This is a genomic window from Psychromarinibacter halotolerans, from assembly GCF_029168315.1.
Taxonomy (GTDB): Bacteria; Pseudomonadota; Alphaproteobacteria; order Rhodobacterales; family Rhodobacteraceae; genus Psychromarinibacter; species Psychromarinibacter halotolerans.
In genome coordinates, this window is sequence record NZ_JARGYD010000009.1 from 156,750 (window position 1) to 179,445 (window position 22,696).

Annotated in this window: 23 protein-coding genes; 7 read left to right on the forward strand and 16 right to left on the reverse strand. The window is 65.2% G+C overall.

Annotation, left to right across the window (positions count from 1 at the left end; genetic code table 11):
• Window positions 1-85: 85 nt before the first annotated feature.
• The 3 genes from P1K30_RS19670 to pobA all read right to left on the reverse strand — a co-directional run bounded on the left by P1K30_RS19670 (window position 86) and on the right by pobA (window position 3,469).
• On the reverse strand, window positions 86-1,150 hold the full coding sequence (locus P1K30_RS19670; protein ID WP_275634484.1) for an AbrB family transcriptional regulator: 1,065 nt from the start codon (window positions 1,148-1,150) through the stop codon (window positions 86-88).
• Between the two features lie 45 nt (window positions 1,151-1,195).
• Entirely contained in the window at window positions 1,196-2,128 is a 933-nt protein-coding gene (locus P1K30_RS19675; RefSeq protein ID WP_275634485.1) for an SMP-30/gluconolactonase/LRE family protein, read from the reverse strand.
• A gap of 168 nt (window positions 2,129-2,296) precedes the next feature.
• Window positions 2,297-3,469, reverse strand: a complete 1,173-nt coding sequence (gene pobA, locus P1K30_RS19680) for a 4-hydroxybenzoate 3-monooxygenase (protein ID WP_275634486.1) — start codon at window positions 3,467-3,469, stop codon at window positions 2,297-2,299.
• Window positions 3,470-3,560: 91 nt separating this feature from the next.
• Here pobA and P1K30_RS19685 point away from each other — a divergent pair, with 91 nt between their 5' ends.
• Window positions 3,561-4,418 (forward strand): helix-turn-helix domain-containing protein, encoded by an 858-nt coding sequence (locus P1K30_RS19685; protein WP_275634487.1) that lies wholly within the window; start codon window positions 3,561-3,563, stop codon window positions 4,416-4,418.
• A gap of 60 nt (window positions 4,419-4,478) precedes the next feature.
• Here P1K30_RS19685 and P1K30_RS19690 read toward each other — a convergent pair whose 3' ends face one another.
• The 4 genes from P1K30_RS19690 to P1K30_RS19705 all read right to left on the reverse strand — a co-directional run bounded on the left by P1K30_RS19690 (window position 4,479) and on the right by P1K30_RS19705 (window position 7,481).
• Complete coding sequence (locus tag P1K30_RS19690) at window positions 4,479-5,198, reverse strand: Hint domain-containing protein (RefSeq protein ID WP_275634488.1); 720 nt, start codon at window positions 5,196-5,198, stop codon at window positions 4,479-4,481.
• Between the two features lie 298 nt (window positions 5,199-5,496).
• Entirely contained in the window at window positions 5,497-6,195 is a 699-nt protein-coding gene (locus tag P1K30_RS19695; protein WP_275634489.1) for an alpha/beta fold hydrolase, read from the reverse strand.
• A gap of 68 nt (window positions 6,196-6,263) precedes the next feature.
• On the reverse strand, window positions 6,264-7,112 hold the full coding sequence (locus tag P1K30_RS19700) for a class III extradiol dioxygenase family protein (RefSeq protein ID WP_275634490.1): 849 nt from the start codon (window positions 7,110-7,112) through the stop codon (window positions 6,264-6,266).
• Window positions 7,113-7,124: 12 nt separating this feature from the next.
• Window positions 7,125-7,481 carry a protocatechuate 4,5-dioxygenase subunit alpha gene (locus P1K30_RS19705; RefSeq protein ID WP_275634491.1) on the reverse strand — a complete coding sequence of 119 codons (357 nt, stop codon included), beginning with the start codon at window positions 7,479-7,481 and terminating at the stop codon, window positions 7,125-7,127.
• Window positions 7,482-7,769: 288 nt separating this feature from the next.
• On the opposite strand from P1K30_RS19705, the gene P1K30_RS19710 reads away from it, so the two are divergent.
• Window positions 7,770-8,345 carry a hypothetical protein gene (locus P1K30_RS19710; protein ID WP_275634492.1) on the forward strand — a complete coding sequence of 192 codons (576 nt, stop codon included), beginning with the start codon at window positions 7,770-7,772 and terminating at the stop codon, window positions 8,343-8,345.
• Window positions 8,346-8,467: 122 nt separating this feature from the next.
• Here the strand turns inward: P1K30_RS19710 and P1K30_RS19715 are convergent, their stop codons facing one another.
• The 5 genes from P1K30_RS19715 to P1K30_RS19735 form a co-directional block, all read right to left on the reverse strand.
• The gene (locus P1K30_RS19715) at window positions 8,468-9,232 is read right to left on the reverse strand and encodes an SDR family NAD(P)-dependent oxidoreductase (RefSeq protein ID WP_275634493.1); all 765 of its coding nucleotides are present in this window, start codon (window positions 9,230-9,232) and stop codon (window positions 8,468-8,470) included.
• A 216-nt stretch (window positions 9,233-9,448) separates the two neighbouring features.
• On the reverse strand, window positions 9,449-10,348 hold the full coding sequence (locus P1K30_RS19720; RefSeq protein ID WP_275634494.1) for an amidohydrolase family protein: 900 nt from the start codon (window positions 10,346-10,348) through the stop codon (window positions 9,449-9,451).
• Window positions 10,345-11,400 carry a 4-oxalomesaconate tautomerase gene (locus P1K30_RS19725; protein WP_275634495.1) on the reverse strand — a complete coding sequence of 352 codons (1,056 nt, stop codon included), beginning with the start codon at window positions 11,398-11,400 and terminating at the stop codon, window positions 10,345-10,347. Before P1K30_RS19725 ends, P1K30_RS19720 begins: the two co-directional genes overlap by 4 nt.
• Before the next feature lie 187 nt (window positions 11,401-11,587).
• A complete protein-coding gene (locus tag P1K30_RS19730; protein ID WP_275634496.1) occupies window positions 11,588-12,280 on the reverse strand; it encodes a 4-carboxy-4-hydroxy-2-oxoadipate aldolase/oxaloacetate decarboxylase in 693 nt (230 codons plus the stop codon).
• Entirely contained in the window at window positions 12,277-13,014 is a 738-nt protein-coding gene (locus tag P1K30_RS19735) for a PIG-L deacetylase family protein (protein WP_275634497.1), read from the reverse strand. Before P1K30_RS19735 ends, P1K30_RS19730 begins: the two co-directional genes overlap by 4 nt.
• A gap of 150 nt (window positions 13,015-13,164) precedes the next feature.
• Between P1K30_RS19735 and P1K30_RS19740 the strand changes: the two genes are divergently transcribed.
• The 5 genes from P1K30_RS19740 to P1K30_RS19760 all read left to right on the forward strand — a co-directional run bounded on the left by P1K30_RS19740 (window position 13,165) and on the right by P1K30_RS19760 (window position 17,965).
• Window positions 13,165-14,442 (forward strand): LysR family transcriptional regulator, encoded by a 1,278-nt coding sequence (locus P1K30_RS19740; protein ID WP_275634498.1) that lies wholly within the window; start codon window positions 13,165-13,167, stop codon window positions 14,440-14,442.
• A 271-nt stretch (window positions 14,443-14,713) separates the two neighbouring features.
• Window positions 14,714-15,109, forward strand: a complete 396-nt coding sequence (gene ligA / locus P1K30_RS19745) for a protocatechuate 4,5-dioxygenase subunit alpha (protein WP_275634499.1) — start codon at window positions 14,714-14,716, stop codon at window positions 15,107-15,109.
• Window positions 15,109-15,963, forward strand: a complete 855-nt coding sequence (locus P1K30_RS19750) for a class III extradiol dioxygenase subunit beta (protein WP_275634500.1) — start codon at window positions 15,109-15,111, stop codon at window positions 15,961-15,963. The genes ligA and P1K30_RS19750 overlap by 1 nt, the downstream gene beginning before the upstream one ends.
• An 86-nt stretch (window positions 15,964-16,049) precedes the next feature.
• A complete protein-coding gene (locus P1K30_RS19755) occupies window positions 16,050-16,994 on the forward strand; it encodes a Gfo/Idh/MocA family oxidoreductase (protein ID WP_275634501.1) in 945 nt (314 codons plus the stop codon).
• 371 nt (window positions 16,995-17,365) lie between these two features.
• Window positions 17,366-17,965 (forward strand): VPLPA-CTERM sorting domain-containing protein, encoded by a 600-nt coding sequence (locus P1K30_RS19760; protein WP_275634502.1) that lies wholly within the window; start codon window positions 17,366-17,368, stop codon window positions 17,963-17,965.
• 92 nt (window positions 17,966-18,057) lie between these two features.
• Here P1K30_RS19760 and P1K30_RS19765 read toward each other — a convergent pair whose 3' ends face one another.
• From P1K30_RS19765 to P1K30_RS19780, 4 genes are read right to left on the reverse strand one after another with little or no spacing between them, the layout of a single operon-like run.
• Window positions 18,058-18,834: a FadR/GntR family transcriptional regulator gene (locus P1K30_RS19765; protein ID WP_275634503.1), complete on the reverse strand. Its 777-nt coding sequence runs from the start codon at window positions 18,832-18,834 to the stop codon at window positions 18,058-18,060.
• Window positions 18,803-19,762 carry an ABC transporter ATP-binding protein gene (locus P1K30_RS19770; RefSeq protein ID WP_275634504.1) on the reverse strand — a complete coding sequence of 320 codons (960 nt, stop codon included), beginning with the start codon at window positions 19,760-19,762 and terminating at the stop codon, window positions 18,803-18,805. Before P1K30_RS19770 ends, P1K30_RS19765 begins: the two co-directional genes overlap by 32 nt.
• Window positions 19,759-21,639 carry a dipeptide/oligopeptide/nickel ABC transporter permease/ATP-binding protein gene (locus P1K30_RS19775; RefSeq protein WP_275634510.1) on the reverse strand — a complete coding sequence of 627 codons (1,881 nt, stop codon included), beginning with the start codon at window positions 21,637-21,639 and terminating at the stop codon, window positions 19,759-19,761. The genes P1K30_RS19770 and P1K30_RS19775 overlap by 4 nt, the downstream gene beginning before the upstream one ends.
• Window positions 21,639-22,586: an ABC transporter permease gene (locus tag P1K30_RS19780; RefSeq protein ID WP_275634505.1), complete on the reverse strand. Its 948-nt coding sequence runs from the start codon at window positions 22,584-22,586 to the stop codon at window positions 21,639-21,641. Before P1K30_RS19780 ends, P1K30_RS19775 begins: the two co-directional genes overlap by 1 nt.
• Window positions 22,587-22,696: the final 110 nt, after the last annotated feature.

The window sequence follows — 22,696 nt, forward strand, 5'->3', positions numbered from 1 at the left end:
ACAGAACTATTTGCGGCTGATTTTACGGTCATTCACGCCGCTGGCTTGATCATAGCGGACATCAGCGACCCATCGTCAAAATTGCTCACTCGACCGGGTGGCGAGATCTTTGACGCTTGCCCACCCAGCCGACGATGACCAGCGCCAACAGGATCCTGAACAGGTGATGCGCCGTGACGATGACCGGGCTGGCCTCTAGGCTAAGCGCGATCAGCGCCATCTCTGTCATGCCGCCGGGGGCGAAGCTGATGAACAACGGCTCGAACCCGCCGGGCACCGCCCCTCGCAAAGCGAAGGCCGCGAAGGCGCCGATTGCAAGGATGCCGGACACGTTCACCACCCCAAGCGTGAAGGCCTTGATCAGAAGCTTGGCACTGGCCCCGGCGAACTGCGCGCCAAGCCCGGCCCCGACCACAAGCTGCGCCAGCGGCAACAGCCAGAACGGGCTGTGCAGGGTCAGCACGCCGGTCACATGCGCCAGCCCGCACAGCACCAAAGGCCCCATCAACTGCCCCGCCGGCAGGTGCAACCGGCGGCCCAGCACAAGGCCCAGCGGCGCAAGGATCGCGATGACGAACAGGTCGATCCACCCGGCCTTGCCGTCCGCCATCGTCTGCCCCGCCGCACTGCCCACCGTCTCGCCCCCGACCAACAGGAACAGCATGGGCACGGCCACAACCACCACAATGATCCGGGCAAAGTGCTGCACGGTCAGTACCCGCACGTCGGCGCCTTCGCGTTCCCCCAAGGTGATCGCCTCGATCAGCCCACCGGGAAGCGAGGCATAGGTCGCCGTCGGCCGGTCATAGCCACCGACCCGGCGCAGAACAATATAGCCAAAGCCATACGCCGCCAGCACGAAGGGAATAAGCGCAAGGAACGACGGCCAGTATTGCGGGAACAGACCCAGCAGATCCGGGGTGAACCGCGCGCCGATCATCGTACCGATGGTGGCGATGAAGAAGAACCGCAGGTTGCGCGGGAATTTGACGATGTGGTCCCGGTGCGTCTGGACCATCGTGTAGGCCGCGCTGAACGTCAGGCTGCCCAGCATGTAGGGCATCGGCAACCCGGCGAAAGCCGCCAGGGTGCCCCCCAGAACGCCGAGCACGAGCAGCGCGCCAATATCGAACACGTTCACCTGTTGCATGGCGCCCTTATCCGCCTCCCGGCAGAAAGATGCCAGAGTCATTTATTAGGCGTAAGCGACCCCCTGCACCTTGACGTGCAGCGCATACAGCGACCGGCTGGCCGCCATGAACAGCCGCGTCCGGTGACGCCCGCCGAAGCACAGGTTGGCGCAGCGTTCCGGCAGGTGGATGTGGCCGATGGCAGTGCCGTCCGGGGCGAAGACCCGCACACCGTCCAGACCCTCGCCCAGACCCCAGCCAGCCCAAAGGTTGCCTTCCACGTCGCAGCGGAACCCGTCCGGCGTGCCCTGCTCGCCCGCCTCCACAAAGACCCGCCCGTCGCCGACGGACCGCCCGTCGGACGATACGTCGAACGCGTGGATCTTCTTCGGCAGGCCGGATTGCACAAGGTACAGCAGGCGTTCGTCGGGCGAGAAACACAGGCCGTTCGGCTGGTCTATGCCCTTGATGACGGCGGTAATTTCCCCGGTGTCTCCGTCGATGCGGTAGACATTCGTGGGCAGTTCCGGGTCGGCGACGCCGCCCTCGTAATGGCTGAGGATGCCGAAGGTCGGATCGGTGAACCAGACGCTGCCGTCCGACTTCACCACCACATCGTTGGGCGAGTTCAGGCGCTTGCCGTCAAAGCTGTCGGTCAGAACGGTCAGGCTGCCGTCGATCTCCGTGCGGACCACAGCGCGGCGTCCATGCTGGCACGAGATCAGCCGCCCCTGCCGGTCGCGCGTGTTGCCGTTCGCGTGGCCGCCCTTGCGAAACTCGGACACGCCGCCCGTCGTCTCGTCCCAGCGCATCAGCCGGTCGTTCGGGATGTCGGACCAGACCAGCGCACGCTGGTCGCCGAACCACACCGGCCCCTCGGACCACCGGCAGCCTGTCGCCAGCCGTTCCACGGCGGCATGCCACAGCACCAGATCGGCAAAGCGATCGTCCAGAATCTCGATGGACGGGTCGGGATAGCGTTCGGCGGGTTCCCACATGCGACAGTCTCCTCCTTGCTGCACCGCCAAGGCTTAACGCGCGCCTGCCCAAGCTGCCAGTGCGAACCCCGCCCCTACGCCCCGGCGCGCCCCTTACCACCGGCACGAAAAAGCGCGACCCCGTCTCCGGGGCCGCGCGGCACTCGTACAACGACCTGTCTTGGGGGGTTAGAACGGCAGGCCGACGTAGTTTTCAGCCAGCGACCCCAGCGCCCGCTCGGACGAGAACAGGTAGTCCATGTCCGTGTCCTGCAGCCGCTGGTCATAGGTGATGCTGTCCGGGAAGGTGTGCAGCAGCGTGGTCATCCACCACGAGAACCGCTGCGCCTTCCACACCCGCGCCAGCGCCTTGGCGGAATAGCCGTCCAGCCCCGCGTCGTCGCCCTTCAGGTAGTGGTCCATCATGCCGTGGTACAGATAGTAGATATCGGACGCGGCAGAGTTCAGCCCCCGCGCGCCGGTCGGCGGCACGATGTGCGCCGCGTCGCCCGCAAGGAACAGGTTGCCATAGCGCATCGGCTCGGCCACGAAAGACCGCAGCGGCGCGATGGATTTCTCGATCGACGGCCCGGTTTCCAGCTTTGCCGCGACCTCTTCGGGCAGCCGCTTCTTCAGCTCGGCCCAGAAGGCATCATCCGACCAGTCCTCGACCCGGTCGGTCAGCGGGACCTGAAGATAATAGCGGCTAAGGACCTGACTGCGCAGGGAACACAGCGCGAAGCCGCGCTCGTGCCGGGCATAGATCAGTTCGTGGTTCACCGGCTTGGTGCGGCTGAGAACGCCCAGCCAGCCGAAGGGATAGACCTTTTCGTGCTCGGTCAGCACGTCCTTCGGGATCGACTTGCGGCTGACCCCGTGGAACCCGTCGGCCCCGATCACGAAGTCGCAGTCGATGCGCACGATCTCGTCGCCGTCGCGGTAGGTGACCCACGGCGCGTCGCTTTTCAGGTCATGCAGGGTCACGTCCTCGACGTTGTGGATGACCTTGCCGCCCATCCGGTCGCGCGCCTCGTACAGGTCGCGGGTCAGTTCGGTCTGGCCGTAAACGACCACCGACGAGCCGCCCGAGTATTTCTTTAGATCGACCCGGTCCAGCTTGCCGTCGTGGGCGATGTAGAACCCGTCGTGTATCTCGCCCTCGCGGTCCATCCGTTCGCCGCACTGCGCTTCGCGCATCAGCTCGGCAAAGCCGTGTTCCAGCACCCCCGCCCGGATACGGCCCAGCACGTATTCGCGGCTTTGGCGTTCCAGAACGACGGTGTCGATGCCCTTGAGGTGCAGAAGCTGGCTGAGCATCAGCCCCGAGGGCCCGCCGCCGATGATGCAGACTTGCGTTTTCATGTCGCGCTCTCCTCCGTTGATCGTGCGAATTTACGCGTCCGAGGGCGGGCACGGAATGGACCGGCCTGCGGAAAACTTGTACGCATCGGACATGACCCAAGGCGCGCAGATCCTGACCTATAACTTGTTCGGCGAATCCACCGACCTGCCGGACGTGGTGCATTGCGAAACGATCGAGACGCGGTCGCGCCTGCACGACTGGGAATTCGCGCCGCACCGCCACGCCCGGCTGCATCAGGCGCTGTTCGTGGAGACCGGCGGCGGGCAGGCTTCGCTGGACGGCATGACGCTGGATCTGCGGCCGATGTGCCTGTTGAACGTGCCAACCGGGCTGGTGCACGGGTTCCGATTTGCCCCGGGCACGGTGGGGCTGGTGGTGACACTGGCGGCGGAAATTCTGGACGAAAGCCTGCACCCGGCCGAGGGGCTGCGCCCCGTGCTGGCCCGCCCTGCCCTGATCGACGCCGATCCGGCGACCGTCGCCACCCTGCGCGCCATCGCCGCCGAGCATCCGGGACGGGGGTTCGCCCGGGCCCAGATCCTGCGGGCGCTTGCCGGAGAGTTACTTGGACGGATCGCACGGTCCCTGACCGACGAAAGCCCCGAAGACGCGGCAGGCGGCGGCGACCTGCTGGACAGGTTCAGTGCGCTGCTGGACGCGCATTACGCGGATCACTGGAAGGTTGCGGACTATGCCAATGCGCTGGCGGTCAGCACGACACACCTTAGCCGCGTGGCGCGCGCCGCGACGGGGCGGCCCGCGACGGGCCTGATCGAAGAACGGCTGATCCGAGAGGCGCGGCGGAACCTTGTCTACACCAACCTGCCGGTGTCGACGGTCGCCTATGCGCTGGGGTTTTCGGACCCGGCCTATTTCAGCCGGGTCTTTTCGCGTGCCACCGGCCTGTCGCCGCGCGCCTTCCGGGCGCGGCTTCAGGATGGCAACTGACAGGAATTTCCAGAAAGCCCTGTTAAACAGGACCTTCTAGAGGATCGTGATCGCCCCGGCTTAGAAGCCGACCGCGATATCCTCGGCGTCAAGGCCCAGACGCGCCCGCAGGTCCGCCGGAAGCAGGCGGGCCGACGCGATGCGCGGCAGCGGCATCTCGTCGATGGTGCGCTCTTCGCCACACAGCGCCTGATACTCGGCGAAGTTGTCGAACGCCCGGCGGCCGACGTTGTCGACATAGGTCTCGGCCGGGGTGCCGTTGGCGAGGATGACCTCGTGGTGGTCGGTCTCGACGTGGTAGTAGGTCACCTGCTCGGGCAGGTCCGCCATCGCGTCGAAACGGATCGTGGTGCCGTTGACCAGCGCGCCCGCGTTCACCGCCATCCCATCAAGGATCAGCGCGTGGTCCGCCGTCAGCACCAGATCGGTGTGCGGAATGCCGTCGCCCAGTGCGCCAGCGGTCACGCGCACCGGCGCGAACTTTTCGGCCGGGGTGAACAGCTTGTGCACGGTCCGGCGGCCGACCCAAGTCACGGTCGCCTCGCCTTCGGGCGTCAGCACTCGGTCGCCCGGTTCCAGCGTCTCGACCGCGCGTTCACCGCCCGGCGCCGCGATCTGCGTGCCGGCGGCAAAGCAGGTCACGTTGTAGGCGTAGGGATTAATGGTATCGACGGTGAAGCTGTCGTTCTGTTCAACGTTCGGGTTGTTGGTGAAGAGGTAGTAGTTGCCAAATCCATCAAGGTCGAGAACAACGCCGACGTTCGCAATCGTTCCGACCACTTCGAATACGCCTGACCCGAGGGCCTCAAAGGTATTGTCACCGACAAAAGTAAGTTCGTCCCCTAACCCGTCTTGGGAATCGACTAGTTCAAAGGACGCTGTGGTGGGACTACCGGTTGCGGTAAATGTCGTTCCATCGAAGGAACCTTGGAATAGCGTCGTAAAGCTCTGACTCATTGGGCTGCCCTGCCTCTGGTTTGAATTTACAACCGGACATTGCGTTGCAGAATATAACTTATCAAGATTTTTTCCGGACGGCTTTTGACACCCGAGGGATCAGGGGACTTCGCGACACACATCAGCCCAATCTGTTGGCAGCCAACCAATCCGTCATTGCCGTCACCACCGCGCCGGGCTTCTCGAACGGCAGGAAATGCCCGGCGCCGTCGACCACCACGACATCGGACGGCCCCGACACCATCCGGGCGATCTCGCGGTGCTGCGGCTCGGGGCTCCAGACGTCTTCGTCACCGACCAGCAACAGTACCGGACAGGTCACGTCGCCCAGCGAAGCACCCGCGTCAGGGCGACCGATCAGGGCCCCGATCTGGCGGGCGTGCACCTCGGGCCCGCAGGCGGCGGCCATGTCGGTCAGCTCGCCCATCAGACCGGCATTCCCGTGATGCGACGCGCCCACCATCGGCGGCAGCCATGCCTTGACCATCGCGGCCATGTCGGCGCGGCCCTCGGCCACCTTCGCCTCGCGCTTGGCCCGCTCGCCTTCGGCCAGCGCGTTGTGTCCCGTGTCGGCCAGAACCAGCCCCGCCATCCGCGCGGGCGCCAGCCGCGCCATCTCCATCGACACGCGCCCGCCCATCGAGTGCCCCACCGGGATCACCGGCCCGTCGGCCAGCGCAAGCGCGCTTTCAGCCATCGCGGTGATGCTGTTCTGCGTGGTCACGTCGGCGATCACGAAATCGCCCCCCACCCCTTCGGCCACCTCGCGCCAGACGCGGGCATCGGACAGCAGTCCGGGAACATAGATCAGAGTTGTCATGGGGGGTCTCCTCGCAAAGACAAAGGCCCCGGCGCTGCCGCCGGGGCCCTTCCGTCACATGACATCTATCAGGCCGCGCATTCCAGCAAAAGCGTCCCCGCGGCGGTGTTCGAGATCGGAATGTGATAGTTCCGCGTGATCTCTGTCACGTCGTCACCCAGCGCCCCGCGCATCATCATCCACATCAGGAACTCGGTCCCCTGCGCACCGGCCTTCTCGACCAGCTCCATCCGGGTGATCTTGGTCAGTTCCTCGGGGTTCGAGACAATGTTTTCAAGGCAGTACTGGTCGAATTCCTTGTTGATGAAACCTGCACGCTCGCCATCCAACTGGTGCGACAACCCGCCGGTGCCAAGGATGACGATCTTCGCGTCCTCGGGGAACGACCGCAGCGCACGGCCCAGCGCCTTGCCGAAATCCAAAGCCCGTTTCAGCGTCGGGATCGGGTGCTGCACCGTGTTGGCGCTGATCGGCACCGCGCGCGGCATGTCGGGGTTGTTCGGCGCCCCCGGCCAGAACAGCTGCATCGGCACCACGAAACCGTGGTCCACCGCCAGTTCCTGACACGAGGTGATGTCGAATTCGTCCGCCACCATGCTTTCGATGATGTGCCAGCTTAGCTCGGGCGCGCCAGGGAACGGCGGCAGCGAGGGCAGGCCCCAGCCTTCGTCCTCGTTGCGGTATTCGTGCGCCGCGCCGATGGCGAATGTCGGCATCCGGTCAAGGAAGAAGCCCAGCCCGTGGTCGTTGTAGATGTTGATCACATAGTCGGGCTTCGTCTCTTTGATCCACGCATGGACCTTGGGATAGCCGTCGAAGAAGGGCTTCCAGTACGGATCGTCGTACATTTCCTTCTGGATCGCGTTGCCCACCGCCGGGATATGAGAGGTGGTGATGCCGCCAAGTACCTTTGCCATTGTAGCCTCTCCTTATGCCTGGCTTTGCAGGAAGTCCTGAAATTCCTCGGTGGTGCGCCCGGTCTGGAGGCCGCCCACGTCCTGAACCGACAGCTTGAAGATCCCGGCCAGCTTGGCGAGGTAGTAGATGTTGCCGCCTTCCTCGATCATCTGCAGGATGTTGCGGCTGCGGATGGCGGCTTTCTGACCCTCGGTCAGGCCGTATTTCGTCATCCAGCCTTCTTCATCCGCCTTGAACCCTTCGCGGTTCTCGGCGCGGTTGAAGTCATAGCACATCTTGTTCAGCGCATAGCCCTTCATGGCCTGCTTGCCGTCGAAGATCGTCGTTCCGGGGATGTCGATGTGATAGTCGTAGCCGGGTTGGTCCATGATCTCCTCCTGTGTCACTCCGGGCGTCGCGCCTGTGTCGCACACAGCCCCGAGCGGAAGGTTTGATGTGGATCAAACAAGGGTCGCGCCGGTCGCAGATCGAATAGAAGGGTCGCAAAACTTATAGGTAAGGCGCCCCTTCGGCTGTCCCCGGTTTGCCGGGCTTAGGCCGGGACCGGACCGGAACCGGGCCGAGGGCCTCTAAACAAATTCGTGACACTGCATATATAAATTGCCCCGCCGCAGCCCGACCTGTACCGTAGCGTCAGCCATCGAAGGACCATCGCCATGCACCGCACCCTCCGTTTCCCCACCCTACTCGCGGCCCTGCTGATCCTGCTTCCGCTCGCCTCTGCCGCGCAGATGTTTGGACACGGCGGCGGCATGGGCCACGGCCACGGCGCGGACGGCACAGGGCACGACATGGTGAACATGCCGGGCCTGCAGGGCCAGAACGCGACGCCGGAGGAAAGCACCGAGCTGGCGGTAATGTTCCGCAACTTCCACACCATCACCCGCGACGTCACCAACCTGCCGAACGGCATCCGCACCGTGACCCGATCTTCCGATCCAGAGGTGATGGACGTTCTGGTCAGCCATGTCGTGGGGATGATTGGGCGGGTCGAGGCGGCGGACGACCCGCAGATCTTCATTCAAAGCCCAACGCTGGACATCTTCTTCGAACGTGGCGACCGGATCGAGACCGAGATCGAGGTCACCGACGACGGCATCGTCGTGGTCCAGACCTCGGACGATCCGGAATTGGTCGCGGCCATGCACACCCACGCGGCCGAGGTCTCTGCCATGGCCGACCACGGCATGCAGGCGGTGCACGAAATGATGATGACCCGCGCCGCGAACTGACACCCGCCCGGTCGGCCGGGACGCCTGTTCGGCAGCGTAGGGTGGGTTTCCAACCCACCGCCCCCCAAAGAAAAAGGGCGCCGCGACCCCGGCCGCAGCGCCCCCGGACATGGCCCTGTGCCTTAGACAGAAACGGCGCCGCCGCCCCCGTCGATGCGATAGTAAGCGCCGGTGATGAAGCTGGCCTTGTCGCTGGACAGGAACAGCATCAGGTCGGCGATCTCGTCCGCCTCGGCGTAGCGGCCCAGCGGCACGCTGGATTCGAAGGTCTCGCGCGCGTTCTCCGACCCGCTCGCGGTGGCGTTCTCTTCGATCGAGCGCATCATCTGCGTGTCGACCCCGGACGGACAGACGGCATTCACACGGATGTTGTCGCCCGCCACCTCAAGCGCCACGGACTTGTTGATCCCGATCACGGCGTGCTTCGACGCGACATAGGCGCTCATCCCCGGCGCCCCCAACAGGCCACCATTGGACGCGGTGTTCACGATGGCGCCGCCGCCCTGCTTTTTCATCTGCGCGACGACATGCTTCAAGCCCAGCGCGACACCGATCACGTTGATGTCCAGCACCTTGCGATAGTTGTCGACGGTCTGATCGGTGATCGGCTTGAAGTCACCGTTGATGCCGGCGTTGTTCACGAACACGTCGATCCGGCCGAATGCCTCGACCGTCTTCGCGACATAGTCCTTCACGTCGTCTTCGTTCGACACGTCCGCCGACAGCAACAGCGCACCGTCCATGTCGCCCGCCGCCTGTTCCAGCGCGTCCTGCTTCAGATCGACCAGCGCGACCTTCGCGCCTTCGGCCGCGTATTTCCGCGCCGCAGCCAGTCCGATGCCGCCAGCAGCGCCGGTGATCAGTACAACCTTGTCCTTGAAATCCATTGGGATGCTCCTTCTGTATGCAATGGAATACCATTGACTTAACACCCATGTAGGAGCGAATTTCCCAAATACGACAACGCCTTGGACGCCGCGCGCTCACCTTTCCGTGCGCTGCCTGCACGTCAGGTGGGCACACACGCCCGGAACGCGAACGGGGCGCCGCAGCCTTCGCCACGACGCCCCGCCAAACCTGTTCGCGAACCGGACCGCGCCGGATCAGCGCGCCCAGTACAGCCGCATCGGGTTGTCCACCAGAAGCTTCTGCTGCAACTCGGGCGTGGTCGCGATCTTCGGAATGAAATCGACCAGCACGCCGTCATCGGGCATGTGCGATTTCATGTTCGGATGCGGCCAGTCGGTCCCGGACAGCACGCGGTCGGGGAACGTCTCGACGATCAGCTTCGCGAAGGGGATCACGTCGGCATAGCCGGTGTCCGGCCCGTCCTCGGACAGCCGTTCCGGGCAGGTCACCTTGGACCAGATCGTCGGCACGTCTTCCATCAGTTGCACGAAACGCTGGAAGTCCGGGTGATCCACGCCCTTCGACACGTCGGGCCGGCCCATGTGGTCGACCACGATGACGGTGGGCAGCTGCTTGAGGAACGGGATCAGCTCTTCCAGATCCTGCGCCTCGAAATAGACGACGATGTGCCAGTCCAGCTTGGCGATCTTCTCGGCGATGCCCAGAAAGACCTCTTTCGGCGTGGAGTCCACCAGCCGCTTGACGAAGTTGAACCGCACGCCGCGCACGCCGGCCGCGTCCATCTCTTCCAGCTCTTCCATCGTGATGTCCGGCCCGACGGTCGCGATGCCGCGCGCCAAATCGCCCGCAGTGCGGCAGGCGTCGACCATCGCGCGGTTGTCCTTGCCGTGGCAGGTCGCCTGCACGATCACGTTGCGCGAAAACCCGAGATGGTCGCGCAGCGCGTAAAGCTGGTCCTTGCCCGCGTCGCAGGGCGTGTACTTGCGCTCGGGCGCGAAGGGGAACTCGTCCTTCGGGCCGAAGACGTGGCAATGCGCGTCCACCGCGCCTTCGGGCAGCTTGAAATCGGGTTTCTTCGGGTTCGGATGGAACACCAGCCAGTCGGGATCCATCACCTGTACCTCGTCGCTCATGCGAACACCTCTCCGTCCATAAGTTTCCGTGCGGTCCGCAGGATCGCCGCCGAGGCGACCGCGCCGCTGTCATCCAGTTTCGCCACGACGCTCATCTCGCCGGTGGGATGCTCCACCGACAGCGTCCGCTCGGCCCCCTCGCCGCGCGCGGCAAGGTCATAGGCGGGCGAGCCCTCGGTCAGGCAGGCTGTCGCGACCGAGACCGCGCCAAGCACGCCGATGGTCTTGTGGCAGCGGTGCGGGATGAACGTGCGCGTCGCGATCGCCCCGCCGTTCCGGGGCGCGCTGACCATCGTCATCTTCGGCACCGACTTCTCGGCCACGTCGCCAAGGTTCATCATCGGCCCGCAGGCCAGCCGGATCGTCTCCAGCTTGGCGCGCAAGTCCTCGTTCGCCTCAAGCTCCTCCGGCGTCTCCTCGCCCGAGATCCCCATGTCCGAGGCCCGCATCACCACGCAGGGCATCCCGTTGTCGATCATCGTGACCTCGACACCCTCGACGGTATCGCAAGGATTGCCCGTGGGCAGCAGCGCGCCGCAGGACGACCCGGCGGTGTCCTTGAACTCGCACGGCACCGGCGCCGCCGTTCCCGGCACGCCGTCGATCTTCGCGTCACCGGCATAGGACACGACGCCGCCGGGGGTCTTCACCACCTCGACCGCGACCTGCCCGGTGTTTTCCATGAAGATGGCGACCGGCGTCTCGCCGTCCTGCGCATCGACCAGCCCCCGCTCGATGGCGAAGGGCCCGACACCGGCAAGGATATTGCCGCAGTTCTGCGCGTCGGTGACGATCGGCTTGTCCACGAAAACCTGCAGGAACAGATAGTCGACATCGACCCCGTCCCGCTCGGACCGCTTCACCACCGCGACCTTCGACGTCAGCGGATCGGATCCGCCCATCCCGTCGATCTGCCGCACATCCGGCGACCCCATGATCCGCAAAAGGAACGCATCGCGCTCCCCCGCGTCGGCAGGCAGGTCATCGGCCAGGAAATACCCGCCCTTCGAGGTCCCGCCCCGCATCCACATGCAGCGCACGCCGTCAGTCATCCGTCTCTCCTCGACCCATTCGTCCACCGGGGCTCCGCCCGGTCCCGCCTCGGATGGTCCCCCGAGACGGTCCGCCGCGTCGCGGACCGGCGATCCCCCTCCCGCTTCTTCTCTTTCCAAGTACCTTGGGGGGTCCGGGGGGCAAAGCCCCCCGCCCCGGTCGCCGCCCAAAGGCGGCGAACCCGGATCACACGTACTTCAGGCCCTTCTCGGCCAGCCGTTCGCGCATCTTGTAGATGTCCAGCCCCAGCTCGCCGTTGCGAAGCTTCACACGCTTCTCTTCCTCGGCGGCCTCGCGGGCGCGGGATTTCTCCAGCACCGACGCGGCTTCCTCGCGGCGAACCACGCAGACACCGTCGTCGTCGGCCACGATGATGTCGCCCGCATTGACCATCTCGTCGGCGCAGACCACCGGCACGTTCACCGAGCCCACGGTTTCCTTGATGGTGCCCTGCGCGCAGACCGCCTTGGACCACACCGGGAAACCCATCTCGGTCAGGTCGCGCACGTCGCGCACGCCCGCGTCGATGATCAGGCCCTTGCAGCCCCGCGCCATCGCCGAGGTCGCCAGCAGGTCGCCGAAATACCCGGCGTCGGACGGCGACGTGGTGCCAAGCACCATGATGTCGCCTCCCTTCAGCTGCTCGATGCAGACGTGGATCATCCAGTTGTCGCACGGCGCCGCCAGCAGCGTCACCGCCGACCCCGCGATGCGCGCACCGGGATAGATCGGCCGCATGTAGGACGCCAGCAGGCCCTTGCGGCCCTGCGCTTCATGCACGGTGGCCACGCCGCATTCGGCAAGGCCGTCGATGATCGACTGGTCGGCGCGTTCGACGTTCTGGACGACGACGCCCATGGTTCCGGGCTGATAGCTCATTCCAGTTCGTCCACCGTGCGCGGGAAGATCGCCTCGAAGCCCTCGGCGTAGCGGCAGTCGCGCCCGCCGGACTGACCGCCCGAGTTGCGGCGGAAGTGGTTGCCGCGGTTCTCGGCCACGTTCTCGTAGAAGTGCCACAGGTGCTCTTGGCCCTGCATGCACTGGATCGCGGCCCATTTCTTGTCCCAGACCGGCGTGATGTCGAGGAAGACGTTCGGCTTCCAGTTCATCTGTTCGGTCTGGTGCGGCTCGAACAGGTAGAGCTGCGGCGCGCCAAGGACCTTCTGGCCGGGGTTGTGGCCCCACGCCTGCGCGACCATGCGCGCTTCCAGCGCGAAGTCGGTCGTGCGCATGTGGTCGGTGTTGTACGGGTCCCACTTCGAATGCGAGAACATGAACTTCGGCTGAACGTCGCGGATGATGTCGACCATCATGTCGACCGTCTCGCGGCCAAGATCCAGCGGATAGTCGCCACGGTCGAGGAAGCGGATGTCGTTGATTCCCAGCGCGGCGGCGGCGTTCTCGGCCTCCTTGCGGCGCTCGGTCTTCACCTTGTCCAGCGTCATGCCTTCCTGCTTCCAAAGCTTGGCGCTTTCGCCGCGCTCGCCGTAGGACAGGCAGACCACGGTGACGTCGTAGCCTTTCGACTGGTGCAGCGCGATGGCGCCGCCGGCGCGCCAGACGAAGTCGGCGGAATGCGCGCTGATGACCAGCGCCGTCTTCTTGTCGGACATGGGTGCTCCTCCGGTGTTCGAACGCGGCCCTTATTGCCGACCGGCCTCCGAAAGCCTATTTCGAATGAAGCTGCGGGGATAAGTTCTGTCTATACCCCTCATCAGTTTTTCTTTGCGGACCTGCCGGTCCGCGCGTCCGAGGGACCGTCCGTGACCACCGATTTTCCGAACATCCGACACATGCGCGTGCTGGCCGAGGCGGTGCGCGCCGGGTCGGTGTCGGTGGCGGCGGGGCGGTGCCACCTGTCGCAACCGGCGGCGACGCAGGCCATCGCGGGGCTGGAAAAGGACCTTGGCACCCAGCTGCTGATCCGCCGCACCCGCGAACTGACCCCCACCCCCGAGGGCGCCGCCTTCGCCCGCCGCGTCGGCGCCGCGCTGGCGCATCTGGAACGCGGCGCGCGCGAGGCGCTGAAATCAGGCCGCAGCGAGGGCGGCGCCACCGCGCGCAACGCGGGCTTCGACCGGCTGGTCACCGCCGCGCAGTTGCGGGCGCTGATCTCGATCGCGAATGCCGGGTCCTTCACCGTCGCCGCCCGTGATCTTGGCGTCTCGCAGCCCACGATCCACCGCACCGCCCGCAATCTCGAGGCGCTGTCGGGCCTGACCTTCTTCACCGCCACCGCCGTCGGGGTCGAACTGACCGCCGCCGCGCAAGCCTTTGTTCTGGGGGCGAAACTCGCGCAGGCGGAGATCCGGCAGGGGATCGAGGAGATCGGCCGCGCCCTTGGCACGCAGGCCGGGACCTTCTCGATCGGATCGCTGCCGCTGGCGCGGACGTCTATCGTGCCTCGCGCCGTGGATGCGATGGTGCGGCGGTCGGGCCGGATGCAGATCCGCGTGGTCGACGGCCGGTTCCCGCAGCTTCTGCGCAGCCTGCGCGAGGGCGAACTGGACTGCATCATCGGCGCCCTGCGCGATCCGGTCCCCGCCGAGGATGTCGTGCAGGAACCCCTGTTCGACGATCCGCTGGCGCTGGTGGCGCACCCGTCGCACCCGCTGTTCGACCTACCGTCCCCCACGGTCGAGGACACCCTGCGCTTTCCGTGGGTCGCACCCCCGCGCGAAACGCCTGCGGGCGGCTATCTGTACGAGACCCTGCGCCTTCAGGACCGCAACATCACGCCCGTGCGGGTGGTGTCCTCTTCGCTGGTGTTCCTGCGGGGGCTGCTGGCGCAGGGGCCTTACGTCACCATCATCTCGCGCCACCAGATCAGCGTCGAAGAGGCGTCCGGCCACCTGAAGCCGTTGCCGATCCCGCTGCAGAACAACGCGCGCGGTATCGGCCTGACCTATCGCGCCGACTGGCGTCCGACCGTCGCGCAGGCCGAATTCATGGACCTTCTGCGCCGCGCCGCCGCTGCGGCCGCCGCGTCGCGCGCGCCGGACCCTTATTCAGATACACCGGCCGAGGCGCCGCAGGGCTGACCATCCGCCACGGCCCCGCCCGCGCCTTGCGACAGGCCCAGCCCGCCGGATTTCCGCACAGGCAGCCGCCCCGCATTATAGCTTTTTTCAATATTCCCCCGGGCATTCGAATTACAGCCCCGGCGCCCCGGCTGATAGAGGGAAGACAATGTCAATCGACGGCGACGCCCCCTGCCGGCGGCTGGTCCCGCGTCTTGCGCTGCGGCGTTCGACGGCCACATAACGGACCATACCGCCAGTTCCGGCGCCACCATGTTCCTGGGAGGAAGGAATGCCTGAAAAGGACTACGAGGACATTCCCGGCACGTTCGTCTTCGACGCGGACCGTTCGCGCGAAGGCTATCACCTGAACCAGTTCTGCATCTCTCTGCGCCTGCAGAAGAACCGGGACGCGTTCAACGCCGACGAAGAAAAGTACCTCGACAATTATCCGATGACGCCAGAGCAGCGCGATGCCGTGCTCAAGCGTGAATGGAACCGCCTGCTCGAGTTGGGCGGCAACATCTACTACACCTCGAAGCTGGCCGCGAACGACGGCATCAACTTCCAGAACCTCGCAGGCCTGATGACGGGTATGGGCGTCGACGCCTACCGCGAGATGATGCTGAACGGCGGCCGGTCGCCCGAGGGCAACCGCTATAAATCCGAGTGGGAGGACAAAGACTAATGGCCCGTATCACTGCAGGCGTGGGTGTCTCCCACGTGCCCGCCATCGGCGTGGCGATGGACACCGGCATCACCGACCAGCCGTACTGGAAACCCGTGTTCGACGGCTTTCAGTACAGCCGCGAGTGGATGAAGGAAAAGAAGCCGGACGTCATCTTCCTTGTCTACAACGACCACTGCACCGCCTTCGACGCGTCCTGCATTCCGACCTTCGCGCTTGGCGCGGCGGCGGAATTCCAGCCCGCAGACGAAGGCTGGGGCCCGCGCCCGGTGCCGGTCGTCAAGAACCACCAGAAGCTGGCCAGCCACATCGCCCAGTCGCTGATCCTTGACGAATTCGACATGACCATCATGAACGAGATGGAGGTCGACCACGGCCTGACCGTCCCGCTGTCGGTCATGTTCGGCGAGGTCGCGCCCGAGGACGAATGGCCGTGCCTTGTGATCCCGTTGGCGGTGAACGTGGTGCAGTACCCTGCCCCGACCGGCAACCGTTGTTTCCAGCTGGGCAAGGCGATCCGCAAGGCGATCGAAAGCTACCCGGAAGATCTGGACGTGATGATCTTCGGCACCGGCGGCATGAGCCACCAGCTGCAGTACAAGCGTGCTGGCCTGATCAACGCCGAGTTCGACACGATGTTCCTCGACATGCTGACCGAAGACCCGGTCAAGCTGTCGAAGATGCCCCACGTCGACTACCTGCGTGAAGCGGGTTCGGAAGGCGTCGAGATGGTCATGTGGCACGTCATGCGCGGTGCGCTGAACGACGAGGTGAAGGAAGTGCACCGGCACTACCACGTCCCGGCGTCCAACACCGCGGTCGGCCACATCATCCTGGAAAACGTCGCGGCCTGATCGCCGCGGCCCTTCCGTGAATCCCGGCCGCCCCGTCCCCGCGACAGGGGCGGCCTTTTTCTGAACAACGCAAAGGAGCCATCCCCATGCGTATCTGTGTCGCCGGCGCCTACGGGGCCTTCGGACTGAAACACCTCGACGCCCTGTCGGCCATCGACGAGGTCACCGTGACCTCTGTCATGGGCCCGACCAAGGAAAAGATCGAGAAGCTGGCCGCCGACAAGGGCATCGGCCATGCCTCGACCGATCTGGCCGAATGTCTGGCCCGTGACGATGTCGATGCCGTCATCCTTGCCACCCCCACCCAGATCCACGCCGAACAGGCCATCGCCTGCATGAAGGCGGGCAAGCCGGTGCTGATCGAGATCCCGATGGCGGACTCGCTGGCGGACTCGGAAGAGATCTGCAAGGTGCAGAAGGAAACCGGCGTTCTGGCGATGGCCGGTCAGGTCCGGCGCTTCAACCCGTCGCACCAATGGATCCATAACAAGATCAAGGCCGGTGAACTGACCGTTCAGCAGATGGACGTGCAGACGTATTTCTTCCGCCGCACCAACACCAACGCCAAGGGCGAGCCGCGGTCGTGGACGGACCACCTGCTGTGGCACCACGCCTGCCATACGGTCGACCTGTTCCAGTACCAGACCGGCGGTCAGGTGAAGGACGCCTTCGGTCTCGAAGGCCCGCACCACCCCGAGCTGGGCATCGCGATGGACATGGCGATTGGCATGAAGGCCGAGAACGGCGCGATCTGCACCTTGTCGCTGTCGTTCAACAACGACGGCCCGTTTGGCACGTTCTTCCGCTACATCTGCGACAACGGCACCTACATCGCCCGCTACGACGATCTGTTCGACGGCAACGAGAACCCCATCGACCTGTCGGACGTCGCGGTGTCGAACAACGGCATCGAGTTGATCGACCGCGAGTTCATCTCGGCGATCAAGGAAGGCCGTGAACCGAACTCTTCGGTGCATGACGTGCTGTCTGCGATGCAGACGCTGGACAAGATCGAAAAGTCGTTCTCGTAAGTATTCGACGATCCAAGACTGACGCCGCCCTGATTGTCACGGGGCGGCGTTTTCGTGTGCGGGCTAGGCCCGTCCAAAGACGGCGAAAAGCATTCCCCCACGCGAATGTGATGCGGCCGAAGAAATTAATCAATATTAGTTAATTATACCTGTTTTTCTTTGCCATGTGCAGCATCCGAACACTTTCGAATATTTGCATAGTTTCCCTAAGGTGAACTATTTCGAAGATGGCCGCCAACTCTTTGCGGGTCAGGAACAACAGTCAAAATTATGCCGCCTTTCGTACTATTCTTGGTGCGAATTCGTCGGAACTATGGCAAAAAGAAGCTCCATGAGGCTATGACCGCATATTCTTGCGGAGGGGTAACACAATGAAGCTGTTAAGTGTTTGTAAAGGTGCCGTTCTCGCGATCGGCCTGACGGCCAGTACGGCCTATGCGACGACGGTCGATTTCATCGTCGGCGCGGATACGGATGTGGCCGACGTTTCGGCTTGCGTCGGTTGTGACGTAACCATCGAGCAGAACCCGCTCCTTGAGGGCTCCATGTTCACGCTGGGTGTCGGTGAATCGAAGACCCTCGCATTCTTCGACATCACCGCCGACACCAACAACCCGTTCTTCGCAGCGGGCCTGTTCGGCGTGGACGCCACGCTGGCGTTTGCGTCTCCGGGCGGCGCCGCGTCCGCCATCGGCGGCGGCGGGTTCCTCAGCGCCTTCGGCAGCATTACGCTGGGCGCGCTGGTCTGGGATCAGAACGAGTTCACGCTCAACTTCGGCAACGGCGGGATTTACTCGATCGTTTTCGATCAGGGCGTCGATCTGATCCTCGGCACCGCGAAGACCATCTACGCGGAAGTCACGCTGGAAGCCGCTCCGGTTCCGCTGCCCGCCTCGGCTGTTCTGCTGCTGGCCGGTGTCGGCGGCCTGGGCGCCGTGCGCATGCGCAAGAAGAAAGCCGCTGCCGCCTGATCGGCGCGTAACGGATTTCCGCGAAAACCAAGACGGCCGCCCGATCATCCCCCGGGCGGCCGTTCTCTTTGGACCGGTCGTGTATAGCTGGCCTAGCGCCCGGCGAGGAAGCGACGCTCCATCTCGGCCTCTTGCCGCACCATGAACGCCTGAGCGGCTTCCATGTGTTCGCGCATGATGGCGCGGGCGCGCGGCCCGTCGCCCAGCCGCAAGGCGGTGATCAGCTCGATCTGGTGATCGGTGCCCATCTTCCACAGCTCATAGTTCCGCGGCTCGTACAAACGGCGCATCACCGTCAGGTCCGACAGCATCTGCGCCATGAAGCCGATCAGAAAGCCCAAAAGCTCGTTGCCTGCATAGCTGGCCAGAAGCTTGTGAAAGTCCAGCGACGCGATGTGCTGCTGCCGCTCTTCCTCGGCGTCCTTCGGCGGCGTGACATAGCGCGCCACGTTCGCCTCTAGCGCGGCAAGCTGATCGGCCGACAATTGCCCCGCCAGATCCGCCGCCAGTTCGGGCTCTAGCACCAGCCGCAGCTGATAGATGTCGGTGACCGTCAGATCCTTGAAATAGAAGTAGTTGCCCAGCAACGCGCGGGCGCGGGCCTCGCTGACCTCGTGCACGAAGCTGCCGCCGCCCGGGCCGGTCCGCGTCTTGACCAGCCCCTGCGCTTCGAGAATGCGCATCGCCTCGCGGATCGTGCCCTTGGCCATGCCGAACCGCTCGATCATCTCCAGCTCGTTCGGCAAACGGTCGCCCGGCTTCATGTTCGCTTCGACCACCCATGACTTGATCGCTTCCGCGACCTGAGCCGGCCGGCTTAGGCGTTGCGGGGCGGCGTCACGGGTCGAGCGGGTGGTGGCAGGCGGCAAACTGATCCTCTCCCATCTTCGTCAGTGCCGGATCTTCTGTCCGACAGATGTCACTGGCCCGCGGGCAACGTGCTGCAAAGGCGCACCCCGGTGGCGGGTTCAGGGGGTCGGGGAGTTCCGTGCCCTTTGCCTCGGGCGGCGTCAAGGGCCGCCCCACAACCGGAGCGCTACCGGCAAGAAGGTTGGTGTACGGATGTCGCGGTGCCGAGAACACCTTGTCGGCGCGTCCCACCTCGACCACGGCGCCGAAATACATCACCGCCACCCGGTCGCTGACCGCTTCGACCACGGCAAGATCGTGGCTGATGAACAGGTAGGTCAGACCGTATTCCGCCTTCAGCGCGGCCAGCAGGTTCAGCACCTGCGCCTGCACCGAGACGTCCAGCGCCGAAACGGGTTCGTCCAGCACAAGGATGCGCGCGTTCGCGGCCAGTCCCCGCGCGATGCCGATCCGCTGCGCCTGCCCGCCCGAGAATTCGTGCGGATACCGGTCAAGGAACTCTTCGCGCAGGTTCACGCTGTCGAAAATCTCGCGGATGCGCGTCTCGCGCTCGGACGCCGACATGCCGTGCAGGCGCTTCAGCGGTACCTCAAGGATCTTGCGGATCGACTTGCGCGGGTTCAGCGAACTGATCGGGTCCTGAAACACGTACTGGATCAGCTTGCCGAAGGCGGTGGCGTCGGCGTTGTCCAGCGCCTTGCCCTCGATCTCGATGGTCCCGGTCGAGGGCGGGATCAGCCCCACCAGCATCCGCGCCAGCGTGGACTTGCCACAGCCGGACTCTCCGACGATGCCCAGCGTCTCGCCCTGCGCCACCTCTAGCGACAGGGGCCGCACCGCGCGCACATGCGCCTTGGGCGGGCCGATCAGCGGTTTGCCGACGGCGAAGGTCTTGGAAAGGTTTTCCAGTCGCAGGGCAAGGGTCATGCGGTCACCTCTACCACGTCGGCCTCGGGAAACAGGCAGCGGACGCCGCGCGTGCCGTCGGTCTTCAGTTCGACCGGCGCCGCCTGACATTCCTCGCGCGCCTTGTGGCAGCGCGGGGCAAAGGCGCAACCGGGCGGCAGCTTGTCCACTGCCGGCGGCAGCCCGGGGATCGCCGCCAGCTCGCGCCGCCCCTCGCCCAGTTCCGGCACGCATTCCATCAGCCGCTTGGTGTAGGGATGCGCGGGGCGGTCAAGGATCTCGTCCGTGGTCCCCTCTTCGACGATGCGGCCCGCGTACATTACCGCCACGCGGTCGCACAGCTGCGCCACCACGCCGAAGTCGTGGGTAATGAACAGGATCGCCACGCCGCGTTCGCGCCGCAGGTCGTCCAGCAGCGACAGCACCTGCGCCTGCACGGTCACGTCCAGCGCGGTGGTGGGTTCGTCGGCGATGATCACCTCGGGCTCGTTCGCCAGCGCCATAGCGATGGCCACGCGCTGCCGCATCCCGCCCGACATCTCGTGCGGGTAGCTGTCGGCGCGGCTTTCCGGATTGGGAATGCGCACCGACCGCAGCAACTCGATCGCGCGCTTGCGCAACTCGGTGCGGCCAACCTTGTGGTGGACGCTGATCGCCTCGGCCAGCTGGTCCCCCACCTTCATCAGCGGGTGCAGCGTCGCCAGCGGGTCCTGGAAGATATAGGCCACCTTGTCGCCCCGCAGCTTGCGCAGCGTCTCGTACCGTGCGCCGACAAGGTCCTGCCCGCCGTGGAACACCGCGCCGCCGGTGATCACGCCCGGCGGCGAGGCCACCAGCCCCATCACCGACAACGCCGTCACCGACTTGCCCGACCCGCTTTCCCCGATCACGCCTAGGCATTCGCCCGGTGCGATGGTCAGGTTCACTTGGTTCACTGCGCGGTACACCCGCTTGCCGACATGGAACTGCGTCTCTAGGTCGACGACATCCAGCACGCCGCGCCCCGGCCCATTCGGCGGCGCATCCTTGCGCGCCACCATCGTCGCCGGACGCGGGCGGGTCAGTGCCCCGGACCGCAGGCGCGGGTCCAAAGCGTCGCGCACGCCGTCGCCCAGCAGGTTGATCGACATCACGATCAGGAAGATCATGATCCCCGGCACCACCGAGGTATGCGGGTTGGTGATCAGCGCCGACCGCGCCTCGCCCAGCATCGAACCAAGGTCCGCCTGCGGCGGTTGCGAGCCAAGGCCAAGGAACGACAGGCCGGCGGTTTCAAGGATCATCCAGCCGATGGTGGTGGACATGGCGATCACGATCACCGGCACCACGTTCGGCAGGATCTCGGACACAAGGATGCGGCCGTGGCCCATCCCGGCCAGCTTGGCGGCATCGACGAACTCCTTGTGCGCGATCCCTACGGTGATGCCCCGGATGTTGCGCGCGAAGAACGGCACGTTCACTGCCGCCACCGCGATCAGTGCGTTCAGCAGGCCCGGCCCCAGCGCCGCGACGATGGCCAGCGCCAGCAGGATGTAGGGAAACGCCATCAGCATATCGACAAGCCGCATGATCACGTTGTCCGTCCGCCCGCCGAAATACCCCGCGACGATGCCGATGGCCGACCCGATCACGGCGGCGGCGACGGCGGCGGCGAAACCGACCGCAAGGCTTAGCCGCGTGCCCCACAGCAGGCGCGACAGCAGGTCCCGGCCAAGGTGGTCGGTGCCCAGCAGGTGCCCTTCCGAGAACGGCGGCATGAAGCGGTCGGCGGTGTTGGTGACGTCCGGCGGCAGCAACGGCAGCACCGGCGTCAGCACCGACACGATCACCACCAGCGACAGGACGATGCCGCCCATCAGCGCCAATTGGTTGCGGGCAAGAAGCTTGAGGAACTGCATCATGTCTTGATCCTCGGATCCAGCAGGCTTTGCGCCACATCGACGGCGATGTTGAACAGCACGTAGCAGGCGGCAACGAAGACCACCCCGCCCTGCACCAGCAGGATGTCGCGCTGCAGGATCGCGTTCACCAGCATCCGGCCGACGCCGGGCCACTGGAACACGATCTCGACATAGACCGCGCCCGACAGGACGAAGCCCGCCTGAATGCCCAGCACCGGAATGATCGACACCATCGCCGCCTTCAGCGCGTGCCACCAGATCACCCGGCGTTCCGGCACGCCCTTGGCGCGCGCAGTTCGGATGTAATCCTGCCGCAGCACTTCCAGCATCGCCGACCGCGATAGCCGCGCCACGACGCCGGTCGCCACCACCGCCAGCGCCAGCGCGGGCATCGCAAGGTGCCACAGCAGGTCCGGCAGATCGCCGCCGCCATAGATCGCGTACATCCCCGACACCGGGAACCAGCGCCGTTCCACCGCGAAGGCAAGGATCATCATCATCCCAAGGAAGAAGGACGGGATCGAAATGCCGATCAGCACCACGAAGGTGATCGCCTTGTCGGCCAGCCCGTATTGCCGCGCCGCCGAGATCACGCCCGCGACGATCCCAAGGATCGAGCACAGGATGAAAGAGGTCCCCGCCAGCACCAGCGTCGCACCGAAGCGGTCCAGCACCTCGTCCAGCACCGGTCGGTTCAACGAGAACGACCGCCCAAAGTCGCCGGTCAGCATGTTGCCAAGCCAGATGAAATACCGCGCCACCAGCGGCTTGTCCAAGCCAAGGTCGCGGTTGATCCGTTCGACATTCTCGGGCGTGGCATAGCTTCCAAGGATCGCCGTCGCCGGGTCTCCGGGGATCATCGCCATGATCAGGAACACGATCACCGTGATGCCCAGAAGCACGGGCACCGCCGAGACCAGTCGTTTCAGGATGTATCCACCCATAAGGCTCTCCGTTGCGGATGGCGGTTCGGGTTCGGGGCCCGGGGGCGCGCCGCGTCCCGGTCAGGACGGACGAAGACCGCAAGGTCCCGGGAACGCGCCGCCGTCAGGCG